The sequence below is a fragment of the Micromonospora tarapacensis genome (assembly GCF_019697375.1).
GTDB lineage: Bacteria > Actinomycetota > Actinomycetes > Mycobacteriales > Micromonosporaceae > Micromonospora > Micromonospora tarapacensis.
On record NZ_JAHCDI010000004.1, the window covers coordinates 2852712 to 2869265 of the forward strand.

Annotated in this window: 13 protein-coding genes; 1 reads left to right on the forward strand and 12 read right to left on the reverse strand. The window is 72.6% G+C overall.

The window, feature by feature from the left end:
• Positions 1-16: 16 nt before the first annotated feature.
• The 6 genes from KIF24_RS33155 to KIF24_RS18950 form a co-directional block, all read right to left on the reverse strand.
• Complete coding sequence (locus KIF24_RS33155) at positions 17-412, reverse strand: hypothetical protein (protein ID WP_230415740.1); 396 nt, start codon at positions 410-412, stop codon at positions 17-19.
• Positions 364-1356, reverse strand: coding sequence for a GumC domain-containing protein (locus KIF24_RS33160; protein WP_230415741.1), 993 nt, complete (start codon positions 1354-1356; stop codon positions 364-366). Before KIF24_RS33160 ends, KIF24_RS33155 begins: the two co-directional genes overlap by 49 nt.
• Positions 1349-1891: an acyltransferase gene (locus tag KIF24_RS18935; RefSeq protein ID WP_230415742.1), complete on the reverse strand. Its 543-nt coding sequence runs from the start codon at positions 1889-1891 to the stop codon at positions 1349-1351. The genes KIF24_RS33160 and KIF24_RS18935 overlap by 8 nt, the downstream gene beginning before the upstream one ends.
• A 91-nt stretch (positions 1892-1982) precedes the next feature.
• Complete coding sequence (locus KIF24_RS18940; protein WP_221087437.1) at positions 1983-3911, reverse strand: hypothetical protein; 1929 nt, start codon at positions 3909-3911, stop codon at positions 1983-1985.
• A gap of 232 nt (positions 3912-4143) precedes the next feature.
• Entirely contained in the window at positions 4144-5415 is a 1272-nt protein-coding gene (locus KIF24_RS18945; RefSeq protein ID WP_221085185.1) for a glycoside hydrolase family 26 protein, read from the reverse strand.
• A 902-nt stretch (positions 5416-6317) separates the two neighbouring features.
• Positions 6318-7145, reverse strand: coding sequence for a shikimate dehydrogenase (locus KIF24_RS18950; RefSeq protein WP_407940003.1), 828 nt, complete (start codon positions 7143-7145; stop codon positions 6318-6320).
• A gap of 90 nt (positions 7146-7235) precedes the next feature.
• Between KIF24_RS18950 and KIF24_RS18955 the strand changes: the two genes are divergently transcribed.
• Positions 7236-8501: an endo-1,4-beta-xylanase gene (locus tag KIF24_RS18955; protein ID WP_221085186.1), complete on the forward strand. Its 1266-nt coding sequence runs from the start codon at positions 7236-7238 to the stop codon at positions 8499-8501.
• A gap of 28 nt (positions 8502-8529) precedes the next feature.
• Here KIF24_RS18955 and mltG read toward each other — a convergent pair whose 3' ends face one another.
• The 6 genes from mltG to KIF24_RS18985 all read right to left on the reverse strand — a co-directional run bounded on the left by mltG (position 8530) and on the right by KIF24_RS18985 (position 14665).
• Complete coding sequence (mltG, locus tag KIF24_RS18960) at positions 8530-9726, reverse strand: endolytic transglycosylase MltG (protein ID WP_221085187.1); 1197 nt, start codon at positions 9724-9726, stop codon at positions 8530-8532.
• Positions 9723-10184 (reverse strand): Holliday junction resolvase RuvX, encoded by a 462-nt coding sequence (gene ruvX, locus KIF24_RS18965; protein WP_221085188.1) that lies wholly within the window; start codon positions 10182-10184, stop codon positions 9723-9725. The genes mltG and ruvX overlap by 4 nt, the downstream gene beginning before the upstream one ends.
• 148 nt (positions 10185-10332) lie before the next feature.
• Positions 10333-13011: an alanine--tRNA ligase gene (gene alaS / locus KIF24_RS18970; protein ID WP_221085189.1), complete on the reverse strand. Its 2679-nt coding sequence runs from the start codon at positions 13009-13011 to the stop codon at positions 10333-10335.
• Entirely contained in the window at positions 13008-13313 is a 306-nt protein-coding gene (locus tag KIF24_RS18975; RefSeq protein ID WP_221085190.1) for a hypothetical protein, read from the reverse strand. Before KIF24_RS18975 ends, alaS begins: the two co-directional genes overlap by 4 nt.
• A gap of 25 nt (positions 13314-13338) precedes the next feature.
• Positions 13339-13800, reverse strand: a complete 462-nt coding sequence (locus KIF24_RS18980; RefSeq protein ID WP_221085191.1) for a DUF948 domain-containing protein — start codon at positions 13798-13800, stop codon at positions 13339-13341.
• 139 nt (positions 13801-13939) lie between these two features.
• Positions 13940-14665, reverse strand: coding sequence for a hypothetical protein (locus KIF24_RS18985; protein WP_230416632.1), 726 nt, complete (start codon positions 14663-14665; stop codon positions 13940-13942).
• Between the last annotated feature and the right edge of the window lie 1889 nt (positions 14666-16554).

The window sequence follows — 16554 nt, forward strand, 5'->3', positions numbered from 1 at the left end:
ACCTGCCCGTCGGCGGTCAGCCGGCCGTTCTCGGCGGCTCCGGCGGAGCGGGCGACCCGGGGCAGCGTGAGGGTGGCCTCGGGGTCGGTCGAGGCGCGGGCGCCGACCGGGTGCGGGGAGGGCGCCGGCTGAGCACCTCGGTGGGGCCGTCGTCGGTGTCGGTCACCGTCGGGGCCGCCCGGGGCTTCGGCACGGTGGGTCGGGTCGGGTCGATGCCCGCCGGGAGCCGTTCCCGGTCGGCGAGCACCGCGGCCCGCAACCGGTCGCCCCGACCGCTGTCGTCGGCCACGAAGACCTCCCGCCCGGCCACGGCGAGCGCGACCGCGAGCCCGGCGGTGATCGCGGTGGCATCCTCCCGCGCGGTCACCACGGCGACCCGGGCGGGTTGGCGCACCCGCTCGGCGACAGCCATCGCGACGTAGCGCACGTCGGCGTCGACCACCCGCCCCCGCAGCCCCTACGCCGGACGGTGCCCAGCAGCGGCACGCCGCTGCTGTCCCGGGCGTCCGCCACGGTCCGGATCCGCCGGTCCACGGACTCCCACGCGAAGGCCAGCACCAGCCCGATCAGGATGCCGCCGAGCAACCCCGCCGCCAGCAGCAGCGGTGGGTTGCCGGCCGCCGACGTCAGGGCCGGCTCGGCACTACGGGTGACCCACCCCGGGCTGACGTCGACCGCGGCGATCTCCGTCCGCGCGGCGTTGAGCTGGGTGAGCTGGTTGTTGATCCCGCCGAGTTCGGCGACTGCCGCATTGGCGGCGGCCGGGTCGCGGGCGTTGTTGATCCGCCGCTGCACCGCGCCCTGCTGCTCGACGACCTTGCCGATGCTGTCGTCGTAGGAGCGCAGCATCTCCTCGCGCTGCTTCTCGTACATCGTCCGGCGGACGTCCAGGTAGCTGCGCGCGGCGAGGTTGGCGCCCGCCACCGCCCGGGTCGCGCTGCCCGCCCGGAAGACGAAGCGCAGGATCTGCCCACCCGCGGGCACCTCCACCTCGAGCGCGTCGCGTACCGCCCGCTGGTCCGAGCCGAACGTCTCGGCCAGCTTTCCGACCACCTCGGTCCCGGTGGCGATCCCGCTCTCCACGTTCATGTTCACCGCCCGGTCGGCGGCGGCGCCGCTGGGCGTGAAGGCGTCGGTGACCACGGGCCGGACGGCCACCACCGCGCTCGCCGTCATCGCGCGCGGCGAGAGCAGCAGGTAGCCGGTCGCGGCGAGCAGCCCGAGTGCGGCCACCGCCGCGACCAGCCGGATCCGGTGCAGTGGTACGCGTACCACGTCGGTGATCGTGACGGTGCGGGGCGACCCGCCGGCGGTGGCGCCGTCGGCGGTCCAGGCACTGGGCGTGGCATCAGTCATGGAACTTCTTCGCTATCTGTTGTGGATTGCCGGTGACCACCACCCCGGGCGGTACGTCCGCCCGGACCACCGTCGCCGCACCCACCACGCTGTCCCGGCCGATCCGGACGCCCTTCATGACCAGCGCGTGCGCCCCGATCCACACGTTGTCCCCGATCGCGATCGGAGCACGGGTGGCCGCCGCCGGCGGGTCGTGCCGTCGGGCCGGTGCGAGGTTGTGGAAGTCGTTGTCCAACAGTTCGCAATCCGACAGCAGGCAGCGGTCTCCGACGGTCACGGAGGTCCAGACGCCGATCCAGGTCGCGTTGAGCAGGCAGTCGGCGCCGATCCGCACCTCACCGGGCCCGGCGAAGCGGACCAGCTTGTTCAGCCGGGTGTGGTCGCCGATGGTCACCCGTACCCCGCGACGCAGCCGGATCCGGCCCCGGATCTCCACCCCCGCGCCGAGCCGCAGGCGCGGGTAGCGCAGCCGGTACCAGCCGCGCTTGACCGCGAAGACGCCGCGCAACGCGAGCCCACGGCGGATGCTGGTCAACGAGCCTCCCACGTTCGGTGGACCCGCGACGGTACGTCCGATGCCGGCCATCGTGAACAAACTAGCGAGGGACAATTACAAACAGTGAACGCTACGGCACTGAAAAGAACATCGACGGACTTGACCAGGTCAGCTGCGACACGGCAGTCCCGACCACCGTCGTCTCCGCACCGTCGACCACCGCGGCCGGGGCGGCGGTCGGGTCGAACGGCACGCTGCGCAGCAGTCCGTCGGTGGCACCGTGCACGATCCGACCGTCCACCCAGGCCATGCCGCGCACCGCCGACCAGGTGACACCCGTGGTCGGCAACAGGAACTCGGTGGCGCCGAGGTAGTTGCCGTCGATCTCGAAGTAGCGGTAGCAGAGGCCGCTGGCGCCGCTACGCGTGTAGTAGAGCCGACCATCGAGGAAGAAGGCCCCGGTCAGCAGCGCGGGGTCGAACCAGTCGTTGTAGCCCGACGCCTCCCAGGGCGCGCCGATCGTCGACCCGTTGAACAGTGAGATGTCGATGCGGCTGCCGGTCGGGGTGCCGGAGACCGGGCGCGACCAGTAGATCCGGTCGTCGACCCGCCAGGTCGCGCCGGCGCCGGTGTAGTTCGGCTGGTCGACGGTGGTGGGTGCGCCGAGGGAGGTGCCGTCGAACGGCACTCTTGCCAGCCGGCCACCACCGCTGCCGAGGTAGAGGTGGCCGACACCCGCCGTGGGCGGGTTCTTCGGTGTGATGCCGCGCCCGCCATCGATCGGGAACATGCCGAGACGGCCGTGGTACTCGTTGCCCATCCCGTCGGAGTTGTGCCCGAAGTAGAGCCCGTCGGTGCCGCGCCAGAGCACCGGCATCGACGAACCCCAGGAGGTGGCGCCGGGGGGCAACGCGGAACCACCGCTGCGGCGCGGATTCCAGTTCACCGGCATGCCGGTGGCCGGGGTGACCGCACCGATGCCGAGTCGGTCGACAGCGCCGTTGCCGGCCACGTCGATGGCGTGCGGATTGTTGAGCCAGCGGAAGTGCCCACCGAGGTAGATGACATTGTCGGCGACCTCGACCGAGGTGATGGTGTCGTTGCCGGTGTAGTTGACCCAGGTGGCAAGCTGGTTGGCGCCCCGGGCGGCGGTCTCGAAGCGGACCAGCGCGTCGCAGTACGCGGCCGGCCAGCCCAGGCCGCCGTTGGTGCCGACCACGAACCAGGTGCCGTCGCCACCGAAGCGCACGTCCTGCACGTAGTGCACGAACGTCGCCGGGGCGGCGCACGGTGGCCCGAACTTCTCGGTACTCCAGTCGATCACGCTCGGCGTGGCGGTGAGGTCGACAAGCGCCAGCTGGTCGCGCGGCAGGTGGTTGACGTAGCGGAAGTTGCCGCCGACGACGAGGGTGTTGCCGTCCGGAGAGACGTCGATGGTCCAGGCATACATGCTGCTGCCGTGCCGGCCCACGGTGGTGTTGATGTCGAAGGCGGGGTCGACGGCACCGGTCGTCGCGTCCAGCCGGCCGAGCCCGGCGTGGGCGGTGCCGTTGAGCCAGTTGAACGCCCCGGCCACATAGAGCCAGTCGCCGTGCAGCACCAGGTCGCGGACGGTGCCGCCGTCGGAACGGCCGACCCAGCTGTCGATGATCATGCCGGTGTTGGGATCGAGTGCCACCAGGTTCCGGCGGGCCACCCCGTTGACGTTCTTGAACGCCCCGCCGACGATCAGCGTCCCCCCGGGACCCGCGACGAGCGAGTTGACCGCCCCGTCGAGCACCGGCAGAAACCTGGTGGAGATGGTGCCGGTGCTGCGGTCGTACGCGAACAGGTAGCGTTTGCCGGCCCACGGCGCGCTGGTCGCCTGACGGACCTGGGTGAAGCTGCCCCCCACGAACACCATGGCGCCCACCTGCGCGAAGGCGCGGACCTCACCGTCGCGGGCGTGCGGGGTGTGGCCGGCGGGATTCGCCGTCACCAGCGTCGCCGACTCGGGCACCGGCACCACCGCGGCGATGGCCGGACCGGGCACCGCCGGTACGGCCACGACGACGACCAACGCGACGACGCCGACCCGGAGACGATGTCGCCAGGTGGGACGCCACGAAAGGGACGATCTGCGCACGCTGCGCCTCCAGGATGGACGAGGATGCACGTAGCGTGCCCGCTCCAACCCGGAGGGCGACATCAGCCGATTGGCCGTTCGGTGAATCCGGAAACGGACAAATTAGCCGCCGGTCGGATGGCCGACAACCGTCGCGGCGACCCCGGCCAGGGCGGTTCTCCTCAGCTCAACGACGCCCTCCCGTCGGCTGGCGCAGGTAGCCGTCCTGCCCCGCGGCGGCGAACCCGGCCACCGCCGCCGGGTCGTGGTTCATCGTCATGTTGCAACCGCCGGTCGTCCGCGTCATGCCCGGCGAGTTGAAGTAGTTGGCCGCCTTGATCTTCGGGTGGGCCTTCAGCGCCGCCGGAACCTCCTCGAACCAGCGCCGCTTGGCCGACGGATCGGAGGCGTCGAAGTTCGTGCCGAACTCCGCCAGCATCCGCGGCTTGCCCGCTCCGATGCCCTGCTCGTCGAGCCAGCGGTAGAAGGAGCCGATCGTCGTGGCCGGCCCCTTCCAGAGCGTGCTGCCGTTGCAGACGTGGAAGTTGTACGGATCCCAGGCCACCCAGTCCACATAGCGGTCACCGGGATAGAGTCCGGCGTACCGGTCGTAGTGGCCGGACCAGCCCATCATCGTCCACACCCAGACGGCGTTGCCGACCCCGGCCGCCGCGAACCGGTCGTGGACGTACCGCCAGGCCCGGACGAAGTCGGCGTCGCCGCCCTTGGCCGGCTCGTCCTCCGGCTCGTGGTCGAAACCCATAAAGACCGGCTGTCCGATCGCCCCGATCCGGGCGGCGACCGCGTCGATGGTCGCGTCGTAACGCCCGCTGGAGACGTCCGACCAGGTCAGCACCGTGCCCGAGGAGAAGATCCGACTCTCCCAGGCGAAGAACATCAGGCGCCCCTCGCGCATCTGCCGCTGCTGGTACGCGTCCGGAAAGGCACCGTTGCTGCCGGTGTTGGAGAAGTCGTGGTAGCGGTGCACGATGTCGAAGGTCCGCCCGACCTGCTGCTCCACGTCGGTGATCGCCCTGCCGTGGTCCCACCCCGTGGACGCGCTCGACGGCGAGTACAACCCCCACCAGGCCCCGCACGACGGGACCAGCTTGTCCGAGACCACGCCGCACCCGGACGGATCCGCCGCCGGCGGCGTCGGCGGCGTCGGCGTCGGCGGCGTCGGCGGCGTCGACGCGGGGCTCGGGCGCGGCAGGGTCGGACCGACGCTGGGCGGAGGAGGCGACGGGACCGGCCTCCCGACGCTGTTGTCGCCGTCCTGCGGCACCGTCGTGGCGGTGGTGTCGGCCACCACCAGAATCGGCCGGTCGCCGGCGGCGAGCAGCGGCACCATGGTCGCGCCGAGCCCGAGCACCACGGCGCTGCCGACGGCACCCAGGACGACGGCCCTGCGCCGACGAACCCGGGGCCGCGGGAGGCGGTGCCGTCCGCGCCTGACCACGAATACTCCCTGCGTCGTGATGGTGACGTTGAGCAGCGTATCGACGTCCGCGGCCGGGCAGGTGGACGACGGTGGGACCTAAGCGCGTCTTAACCATCGCCTAAGAGAGACCGGCAATAGGGCGGTGGCGGCGAGGCGGGTCCTGGCCGAGGATGGCAAGGCGGAGGAGGCCATGCCGGTGTTGCATGGCCGACGACGACAACGCCGCCAGCCGCAGCGCCAGGGCGCGCCGCAGCCCCGCCAGTCCTACTGCCGGTCTCTCTAAGGCGGCGGGCGGCGCCTGTTCCGGCGTACGCGCTCGGCCGGCAGGCACGAAGACGGGAACCTACCCGGGCTGTCGATCTACCTCGCCGGCCTGGTGTACGAGGCCACACGGGATCCCTACCGCCGCAACCCACACGACGCCCCCGAGCCCGCCGCGCTGTTCGCCCGGTTCGTGGCCTGATCCCGCCGCCGGCCTCAACCGGGCCAAGATCTCACCACGTCGCCGGACGACCCACCCACCATTGCCACGCCGGCTCGGCACCCCGAAAAGGCCAGAGATCTTGGACATTTCCCGTCGACAACTAACGGGAAATGTCCAAGATCTCGTCGTTCTGGCGCGGACGAGCGTTGCGCAGCGAGGGAGCCGGGTGGTCCGTTGCCGGCGGGCCGGCGTCGGATGGTCCCGTTGCCGGCGGGCCAGCGGGCCAGCGGGCTGGCGGGCCGGGCGGGCCAGCGGGCCAGCGGGGTGTGCGAAGGACAAGGCGGGGCCAGGCCGGCAAGCACCGGCAGACAGGCCAAGCCGGCGGACAGCCCAAGCCGGCAGACAGGCCAAGCCGGCAGACAGGCCCAAGCCGGCGGACACCGGCAGACAGGTCCAGCCGGCGAACGCCGACAGGCGGGCACGGGCCGGCGGAGGGTCAGGCGGCGCGGGCGGCGGCGAGGGCGGCGGCGAGGGCGGCGGCCATCGCCGACCGGGGCGCGGGAACGCCGGTGAACTGCTCGAACTGGCCGATCGCCTGAGCCAGCAGCAGGTCCAGACCGGAGACGACGCGGCAGCCGGCCGCACCGGCCGAGGTCGCCAGCGGGGTCGGCCAGGGGTCGTAGATCGCGTCGAAGAGCACCGTGCCCGGTCGCCAGCGCACCGCGCCGGCCAACTCGTCGGCGGCGCCCTTCGGCACGGTCGAGATCAGCACGTCGACGCCGGACAACGGCGACGCCTCCGGCCACGACGCCTCCGGCCACGGCGCGGCGGTCATCGCCACCCCGAGCGCCGTCGCGACCGGCGCCAACTCCGCGATCGCCGCCGGGCGGCGGGCCACCACGGTCACCCCGGCCGCGTGCAGCCGGGCCGCCGCGGCCAGCGCGGCCCGCGCGGTACCGCCCGCACCGAGCACCGTGACGGTGGCACCGGTGCGTACGCCCGCCCCGGTCAGCACCTCGACCATGCCCGTGACGTCGGTGTTGTCGGCACGCCAGGAGCCGTCGGAGCGGCGTACCAGCGTGTTGGCCGCGCCCACGGCCGCGGCGACCGGCGAGACGTCGGCGGCCACCGCGAGGGCCGCCTCCTTGCCCGGCATGGTCACCGACAGCCCCGCCCACTCGGGGCCGAGGCCGGCGACCAGATCGGCCAGCTCCGCCGCCGCGCACTCGATCCGGGTGTACGACCACCCGGCCAGCCCGGCAGCGGCGTAACCGGCGTTGTGGATCACCGGCGAGAGCGAATGGGTGATCGGCTTACCCAGCACCGCCGCCCTGTGCACCGACGCCCCGTCTGCCGACCCAGCCAACGTCGCTCCTCCTCAACAGCAGGAAAACCTGTCGCCTAACATTCAACAATGTCCGACAGCAGCCTGCGGCACCGCAAGGGCGAGATCACCCTCACCGTCCGTGGCCCCGACCGGCAGCCGCTCGCCGAGCAGGACGTGACGGTCGCCCAGCAGCGGCACGCCTTCGCCTTCGGGAACATCGGCTTCGACTTCGTCGACCTGGTCGGCGGCCCCGGCCCCGAGGGTTCCACCGACGTCGAGAGCTTCGGCGGGACGGACCACCTGGATCTGGACCGGCTGGGTTCCCGGTGGCTCAACCTGTTCAACACCGCGACCCTGCCGTTCTACTGGGGACGCTACGAGCCGCGGCGCGGCGCGACCGACACCGAGCGCCTCACCGCGGCGGCGCGCTGGTTGGCCGAACGTGGCGTCACGGTCAAGGGCCACCCGCTGGTCTGGCACACCGTGCAGCCGCCGTGGCTGCTCGACCTCGATCTGGACGAGGTCGAGCGGCTGCTGCGGGCCCGGATCCGGGACGTGGTCGGCGGGTTCGCCGGCCTCATCGACACCTGGGACGCGATCAACGAGGCGGTCATCATGCCCGTGTTCGCCAACGGGGAGAACGCGATCACCGATCTGGCCCGCGCCCGGGGCCGCATCCATCTGGTGCGGTTGGCGTTCGAGGAGGCCCGCGCCGCCAACCCGGCGGCCACCCTGGTGCTCAACGACTTCGACCTCAGCTCGGCCTACGAATGCCTCATCGAGGGACTGCTCGAAGCCGGCGTCCGGGTCGACGCGATCGGCTTGCAGACCCACATGCACCAGGGGTACCGGGGCGAGGAGTACATGCAGCAGATGCTCGACCGGTTCGCCCGCTACGGGCTGCCGCTGCACCTGACCGAGACCACGCTGGTCTCCGGTCACCTCATGCCGGCCGAGATCGAGGACCTCAACGACTACCAGATCCCGCACTGGCCGAGCACCCCCGAAGGCGAGGCCCGACAGGCCGACGAGATCGTCCGGCACTACCGGTTGCTGCTCGCCCACCCGGCGGTCCAGTCGATCAACTATTGGGGGCTCACCGACCGGGGTGCGTGGCTCGGTGCGCCCGCCGGCCTGGTCCGCGCCGACGGCAGCCCGAAGCCGTCGTACGACGCCCTTGGAGCGCTCGTCAAGGGCGAGTGGTGGCTGCCGCCGACGGTCGTGCGCACCGACGCGGACGGCACCGTCACCGTCGACGGTTTCCTCGGCGACTACACGCTCACCGTCGACGGGCGGGCCGGACACTTCACCATCGACGCCGCCGACACCACCGCGACGATCGACCTGCCCTGACGGTCGCGGGCCGCAGCAGGCCGAATCGTCACAGGACGCCGGCCTCCCTGGCCTTGTCGATGTTCCTCAGGTGCTCGTCGTAGTCGGCGGTGAACGCGGAGTTGCCCTGCTTGTCGATGGCCACGAAGAAGAGCCAGTCCCCGGTCGGCGGGTCCATCGCGCCTTCGAGCGCGTCCTTGCCCGGATTGTTGATCGGGGTGGGGATCATCCCCCGCAGCTTGCGGTTGTACGGGTTCTTCGGGTTGTCGAGATCGCTCGCCGTCATCTGGCCGGAGGTCTTGGCGTCCTGCCCGGTCAACTCGAAGTAGTAGTTGACCGTGACGTCCATCTCCAGGCAGCCACAGGGGAAGTTGCCCGAGTAGGCCCGGTTGTAGGCGACCCGGGCGACCTTGCCGAGGTCCTTCTTCGTGCCGGCCTCGGCCTGGGCGAGCGACGCCACGATCAGGGCTTCGTACGGGCTGATCCCGCCCCGCTCCTTCTGCACCCGGTCGGCGAACTCCATCTCGCCGGTGACGGTGAGGAAATGGTCGACCATCTGCCCGAGGACGGCCTCGGCGGTGGCGTCCGGCGGGATCTCGTAGGTGTCCGGGTAGAGAAAGCCCTCGATCGACTTCTTGGGCTTCTTGCCGTCCTCCCGGGTGAACCACCAGTCCGGCACGCCGAGCTTCTCCGGGTCCTTCGCGGCGGCCTCGAACTCCTTGACCGGGATGTCGGTGTGCTCGCTGAGCAGCTTGTAGATGTTCTTCGCGGTCCGCCCCTCGGGGATGGTGACCCCGTTGACCACCCGGTTGCCCGGATCCAGCATCGCGGTGAGCGCGTTCTCGGCGCTCATCTGCTTGCGCAGCTTGTACGTGCCGGGCTGGATGTTGCGGCTGCGGGAGTTCTCCTCCGCCGCCTCAAGGAACGCCTTGGTGCTCTTGATCACGTCCGCGTCGCGCAGCACCACCGCCATGTCGGCCAGGAACGCGCCCTGCGGGATCTGGACCGTCACGTCCTCGGTGCCTGCGCCGTCGTAGTCGGGGGTGACCAGATAGTTCTGGATCCGGTCGAAGCCGTAGAAGGCACTGCCGCCGATGCCGCCGAGCAGCAGCACCGCCAGCAGCAGGGCGAGCACGGTCTTGCCCCGCCCGCCGCCGGAACGGCCGCCCTTGCGGCGGCCCCGGCGGTGCTTGCCCTTGTCCCCCCGCTCCTGCTCGTCGAACCCGAGATCCAGATCGTCCATCATTGCGCCCGCCTCCGCTGCGCATCCAGCCAGCTTTGCAGAATCTCCACCGCGGCGGCCTGGTCGACCACCGCCCGTTGCTTCTTCCCCCGGACACCGCGTTCGGCAAGCCTACGGCTCGCCACGACCGTGGACATCCTCTCGTCGGTGAGCGTCACCGGAACAGGCTTTATCACATCGGCCAGTTGTCGAGCGTACGCCTTCGCGTGCTCCGCCGCCGGGCCGTGCCGGCCGGCGAGGTTGACCGGAAGGCCCACCACCACCTCGACGGCCTCGTGCTCGGCGACCAGTGCGGCGAGCTCGGCGATGTCCGACGGCACCGCGTCCGGCCTGGGCTTTTGTTCCCGGGCGACGGTGACCAGCGGGGTGGCGAGAACCCCGTGCGGGTCCGACCGCGACACCCCGATCCGCACCTGTCCGACGTCCACACCGAGCCGTACGCCCCGAAACACCTCGGTCACCGTGCGTCACCCGCCCCGACAGACACGTCAGGGCGGACCGATCCGGCCCGCCCTGACCCGCCACCCTGCTGACTCACGTCGCCGTCTCGCTCCGCTCCGCGGCCAGGCGCCGGGCTGCGGTGCCGAATGGCTCGCTCGCTCCGCTCGCTCACGCCCCGGCGACCGCCTTCTCGACCGTGAGCAGCAGCTTCGGCACCTCCGACTCGGGCAGCCCGCCGCCCTGAGCGAGATCGGGGCTGCCGCCGCCGCGCCCGGAGAACGCGGCCTTGACGAGATCGTTCGCGGCGAGGCCCCGGCTGCGGGCGGCGCCGTTCACCGCCACCACCAGGGACGCCTTCCCGTTGGCGCGGGCCGCCACCGCGACCACGCCGGGCCGGGCCGGGTCGATCCGGCCGCGGATCTCCTGGGCGAGCGTGCGAACGTCGTTGCCGGCCGCACCCTCGGGCGCCTCGATGCCCGCGTAGGCGACCCCGCGCACGTCCTTGGCCTGGGCGGCGAACGCCGCCGCACCGCCGAGCACCAACTGGGCGCGCAGCTTCTCCAGCTCCTTCTCCGCGTCGCGCAGCTGGGTCACGGTCTGCTGGACCCGGTCGGCGACCTGCTCGGAGGGGACCCGGTACAACTCCGCGAGGCGGGCGACCAGGAGGTGCTCGCGGGCCAGGAAGTTGAACGCGTCCATGCCGACGAGCGCCTCGACCCGGCGTACGCCGGACCCGATGGACGACTCGGAGAGGATCTTGACCAGCCCGAGCTGGCCGGACCGGGCCACGTGCGTGCCGCCACACAGTTCGCGGGCGTAGTCGCCGACCTCGACCACCCGGACCTGCTCGCCGTACTTCTCACCGAACAGCGCCATCGCACCGATCCGGCGCGCCTCGTCCAGCGACGTGATGAAGGCGTGCACCTCCAGGTCGGCCAACAGCACCTCGTTGACCTGCTGCTCCACGTCACGCAGCACGCTCGGCGCCACGCCGGTGGCGGTGTTGAAGTCGAACCGCAGCCGGCCCGGGGCGTTCAGCGAACCGGCCTGGGTGGCGGACTCCCCGAGGAAGTTGCGCATGGTCTGGTGCACCAGGTGGGTGGCGGTGTGCGACCGGGAGATGGCCCGCCGCCGGCTGGCGTCGATCTCGGCGTAGCCGGTCTCGCCCGCGCGGACCTCACCGCGCAGCACCCGGGCCCGGTGCACGATCAGGCCCGGCACGGGCTGTTGCACGTCGAGGACCTCGACCTGGCCGCCGCCCACGGTGATCATCCCGAGGTCGGGCTGCTGGCCGCCGCCCTCGGCATAGAACGGGGTGGTGTCGAGCACCAGCTCGACCAGGTCGCCCTCGACCGCCGCCGCCCGCGGACCCCCGGTGCCGAGCACCGCGCGGACCGTCGACTCGCGGGCCACCTCGGAGTAACCGGTGAAGGTCACCGGGCCGCCCGTGTCGAGCACCGAGCGGTACGCGGACAGGTCGGTGTGGCCGGTCTTGCGGGCCTGCGCGTCGGCCTTGGCCCGGGCCCGCTGGTCGGCCATCAGCCGGCGGAAGCCCTCCTGGTCCACGTCGAGGCCCTGCTCGGCGGCGATCTCCAGGGTCAGATCGATCGGAAAGCCGTACGTGTCGTGCAGTTGGAACGCCTGATCCCCCGACAACGCCTTCCCACCAGCCGTACGGGTCTGCGTGATCGCGGTGTCCAGGATCGTCGTCCCGGCCCGCAAGGTGGCCAGGAACGCGTCCTCCTCCGCGTACGCGTACGCGGAGATCCGCTCGAAGTCAGCCGCCAACTCCGGGTACGACGGGGCCATGCAGTCCCGCGCCACCGGCAGCAACTCCGGCAACGCCCGATCCTGCCAACCCAACAGGCGCACCGACCGGATCGCCCGGCGCATGATCCGCCGCAGCACGTAGCCCCGGCCCTCGTTGCCCGGCGTCACCCCGTCACCGATCAGCATCAGGGCGGTCCGCACGTGATCCGCGATCACCCGCAGCCGCACATCGTCCGGATGCGACTGGTTCGCCGCGTGACCCGAGTGCGCACCGTACTGCTTGCCGGTCAGCTCGGCCGCCCGGTCCAGGATCGGCCGCACCTCGTCGATCTCGTACAGGTTGTCGACGCCCTGCAGGATCGACGCCATCCGCTCCAGGCCCATGCCGGTGTCGATGTTCTTCGCCGGCAACTCGCCCAGGATCGGGAAGTTCTCCTTGTCGGTGCCCGGCCCCCGCTCGAACTGCATGAAGACCAGGTTCCAGAACTCCAGATAACGGTCCTCGTCGACCTCCGGACCGCCTTCCGCACCGTAGGCCGCACCCCGGTCGTAGTACAACTCCGAACACGGGCCACACGGGCCCGGGATGCCCATCGACCAGAAGTTGTCCTTCTTGCCCCGGCGCACGATCCGCGCCTCCGGTACCCCGGCCCGCCGCCAGATCTCGTACGCCTCGTCGTCGTCCAGGTAGACCGTCGCCCAGATCCGCTCCGGGTCCAGCCCGAACCCACCCCGGTCGACCGACTTCGTCGCCAGGTCCCACGCGAACGGGATCGCCCCGTCCTTGAAGTAGTCACCGAACGAGAAGTTCCCATTCATCTGGAAGAACGTCCCGTGCCGACTCGTCTTGCCGACCTCGTCGATGTCCGGGGTCCGGATGCACTTCTGCACACTGACCGCCCGGGAGAACGGCGGCGCCTGCTGACCCAGGAAGTACGGGACGAACTGCACCATGCCGGCGTTGACGAACAACAGGTTCGGATCGCTGATGGCGGGCAGCGGAGCGGACGGCACCACCGGGTGCCCGTTCGCCGCGAAATGGGCGAGAAACCTCCGCTTGATCTCCGCCGTCTTCATCGCTGGTGGTCCTCCGGAAAGATCTCTCTGTCGCCGAGCCGCGGATCGTCGCGCAACTCGGCGAACTGGTCGTCGAACGCCTCGCCCCGGGCGAATGCCTCGTGGATCTCGTGCTCCCGGTCAGCCATCCCGGTACGCACGTCCGCCACGAAGCTACGCAGTTCCTCGACCAGGCCGCCAGCGGATTGTGACAGGTTGTCGGCGATGCCGGCCGGGGTGTACGCATGGGCGGCGCGGGTCACCCTGCGGACCACCACCACGCCGACGGCCACCCCGATACCCAGCCAGAACAGACGCCTCATGCTCGTACCTCCCGGTCCCGGCCGGTCAGCGGTTCCCGCGCCGGGCGGCGCGCCGCTGGGTCTTGATGGTGTCCCGGACCTCACGTTCGGTCTCCGCGTGCCGGCGGGCGCTGGCGGCCTTTCGCACCCCGTAGCCGAACGCGGCCACCTTCACCAGCGGGTTGGCGGCGGCGGCGGAGACGACGGTGACCAGGTTGGCGACGTTGGCGCTGATGTTCTGCGCGTGGCTGGTCATGGTGTCGACCTTGGCCAGTTGGAGGTTGACCCCGTCGAGCGAGGTCTGCACCTGCTCCAGCGTGACGTTGACATTGCGAACCGTGGTGTTGACGTCACCGAGCAGCGGTGCGGTCCGGTCGTTGAGGTCGTTGATCATCCGGGTGGTGGCGTCGACGGTGTGCCGCAACCGCAGAATCGGCAGCGTCAGGATCAGCACCAGCATCGCGAACGCGATCGCCGCGATCAACGCCGCGACCTCCAAAAAGCCCACGCCTGTCCTCCTCAAACTGTGCCCCGGAGCGCGAGGCCCCCGAGACGCACGACCGTCTCCGCCCACACCAACGCCGGGTGACCCGCCGGCGGCCGGCGGCCACCAGAACCAGACCCTACCGTCAGTGATGAGGATCGGCTCAGGACGGTGGTGACGGCGTCAGGTCACTCAACGGGTCGTCGGTCAGTGTCGGGTAGGGATCCTCGCCGGTCAGTGACGGGTCGGTGCTCGGCTGTGGCCGGGTCCGCTCGTCGTCGATCGCGTTTCGTACCTTCACCGAGACCAACGATCCGGGGCACTCCTGCGCCGCGGTGGCCGGGTCGGCCGACGGCACGACCGCGGGCTCACCGTCCACCGGCGGCGGTACGCAGGTCCGTTCCCGGACCCAGAGGTCCAGGGTCAGCTCGTCGCGCCGCCAGCAGGTGTAGCGGCCCTGCTCCTCCTGTTCGGGGCAGTATTCCGGCCGCCACGGCTGCCAGCCGTCCCCGGTCAGCGCGGCCTCGTACGCCTGCGCCGTCTCCTCCGGCGCGCGCTCCGAGTTGACGGTGCGCTCCCGCAGCCGGCAGTCGAGCAGGCACCAGCGACTGCCACTGACCTCGTCGTCCGGGTCGACCATCGCCCAGGCCGGTACGTCCAGTTCGTCCAGCGAGGTGAAGACCGGATCCCGGTCCAGCGTCTGCAGACCGAAGTACGCCGGGACGCCGCCGAGCAGGATCACGCTGACCAGCACCAGAATGGCGGCACGCAACCGCTGGGAACCGTGGGTCGGCCGGCGTGGCTCGCCGCGGCCGTCGGACCGATCGTCCTCGGGCCGGCCGGAGTCGACGGTGCCCGGCTCCCTGTGAAGCCGGACCGGCGGTTCCATCCCGGGTCGGGATCCGATCGGCGCGACCGCCGCCGCAGCCTGGGCCACCGCCGGTCCCTCGCCGGCACGCGACGGGGGCACCGGTGGCACACCGGACGGCTCGGGACGGACCGGGTTCCGGTGTGGTGGGGTCGCCCGAGCGGCCAGCCGGTCGTCCGGTCGCGCCACGGCGGCGGCCCGAGCAGCAGCCGGCGATCCGGCCGGATCGGAGCGTTCCCCGGCAGGGCGGGCAGGGCCGCCCGGTACGGGTCCGCCGGGCGGTCCGGCGTCCGGCCGGTGCGGTCCGGCGTCCGGCCGAGCCGCACCGCGGGCGGGGCCGGGCGGCGGGCCGCCTGGACGGCCCGGGTCGCCGGTCAAACCGTCCGGTCGGACGGCGCCACGCGGCGGACCGACGGACCCGCCGTCGGGGCGGGCGGTCCCGCGCGGCGGACCGGAGGGCACGCGGTCGGGGTGGCCGACGCCCTCGGCGCGGCCGGTGGTGCCGCGTCGGGGCGGGCGGCACCGCGCGGCGGCCCCGCCGGGGCGCCGTTCGGGCGCCCGGGCAGCCGACCGCCACCGGCCGGCGGTTCCGAACCGGGCCGGCCGGCCGGCGGTTCGTTCGCACCCGGTCCTGGGGCGGGCGGGCCGGCGGGGGTGCCGGATGCCCGCGTCGGGGGCGGCCCGTCGGCGGGCGGCGGGCCGGGCCGCTTGTTGATGGTCGGCAACGCCGGATCGGTGTGGTGGGCACGACCGGCCTGGCGGAGCCAGTCGGCCGGCCGCTCCGGGCGCCCGGCCGGTGGCGGTTCCACCGTGCCACCGCTCACCACGCCGTGCCGACCGGACGGCTCCTCGCCGGCCCCGCGCCGGCCCCGGGCCGGCGCGTCCTCCGGCCCGGTCGCGCGGCGGCCCCGCACCGGAGCGTCCGTCCCGGCGGTCGACCGGCGGTCGGCCGGCGACCTCTCCGCCTCGGGGCCGCCCGTCGGCCGTGGGCCGGGGTGGCCACGTCCGGGGCCGCACGGTGTGCCCGGGTGGCACCTTCGCCGCGATCGGGCGCGACCGGGTCACCGGACGGCACACCGGGAATCGCCGGCGCGTTGCCGGACAGCGGCACCACCGCCTGGTCTCCCTCGGTCTCGGCTGCTCGCCGACGACCCACCCGCCGGCCGCCGGCCGGCGCACCGACCGGCCCGCCGGCGCCGCCGCCCCGACCCTCGGAGATCCGGCCCGGACCCTCGGAAATCCGGCCGGGGCCGGTGCGATCCGGCGGAGGTGAACCGGCGGGCGTCTCCGGCGGAACCGGAGCCCGACCGGGTTCGGCGATCCGGGGGATCCGGCGCGGACCGGCAGGAGCGCCGTTCGGCCGGCCACCCGGCATCCGACGCTGCTCGGGCGGGCCGGACACCGGCCCCGGCGGCGCGCCCGACACCGGTCCCGCCGGAACGCCGGACACCGGTCCCGCCGGAGCACCGGACACCGGACCGAGCGGCGAGGTGGGTGCAGGACCGGACGGCACACCGGGAACCGGGTCTCCGGGGCGCTGCCTGCGGCCGGGCGGGCCGGCGGCGTCGGGCTGCGCGGCCCAACCGGCCGGCGGGGTGTTCGGTGCGCCGGGTTCACGGCGACCGGTGGGCGGCGGGGCGGCCGGTGGCCGTTCCCGGGGTCCCGCAGGTGGCGGACCGGCCGCCGGCCTCGGGGACGGACTACCGGGCCAGGGACCGTCGACCGGTCGCGACCGCGGTGGTTCCGCCGCTCCCCGGCGCAGTGGGGCGCGGCCGGCGGACCGGCGGCCGGATCCGGCGGCACGGGACGACCCGGCGGCACCTGTCCCCGGCCGCCGGCCAGGGCGGGACGGGGCCGCCCGGCGCCGCGCGGCCGGCCGGACCGGGCCGGGCCGGAGTCGCCGGGCCGGA

Bases quoted from the DNA above. Each gene is read 5' to 3' on its own strand.
- KIF24_RS33155 (WP_230415740.1), bottom strand. From the start codon at position 412: ATGGCTGTCGCCGAGCGGGTGCGCCAACCCGCCCGGGTCGCCGTGGTG.
- KIF24_RS33160 (WP_230415741.1), bottom strand. From the start codon at position 1,356: ATGACTGATGCCACGCCCAGTGCCTGGACCGCCGACGGCGCCACCGCC.
- KIF24_RS18955 (WP_221085186.1), top strand. From the start codon at position 7,236: ATGTCCGACAGCAGCCTGCGGCACCGCAAGGGCGAGATCACCCTCACC.
- mltG (WP_221085187.1), bottom strand. From the start codon at position 9,726: ATGATGGACGATCTGGATCTCGGGTTCGACGAGCAGGAGCGGGGGGAC.
- alaS (WP_221085189.1), bottom strand. From the start codon at position 13,011: ATGAAGACGGCGGAGATCAAGCGGAGGTTTCTCGCCCATTTCGCGGCG.
- KIF24_RS18975 (WP_221085190.1), bottom strand. From the start codon at position 13,313: ATGAGGCGTCTGTTCTGGCTGGGTATCGGGGTGGCCGTCGGCGTGGTG.
- KIF24_RS18985 (WP_230416632.1), bottom strand. From the start codon at position 14,665: ATGGAACCGCCGGTCCGGCTTCACAGGGAGCCGGGCACCGTCGACTCC.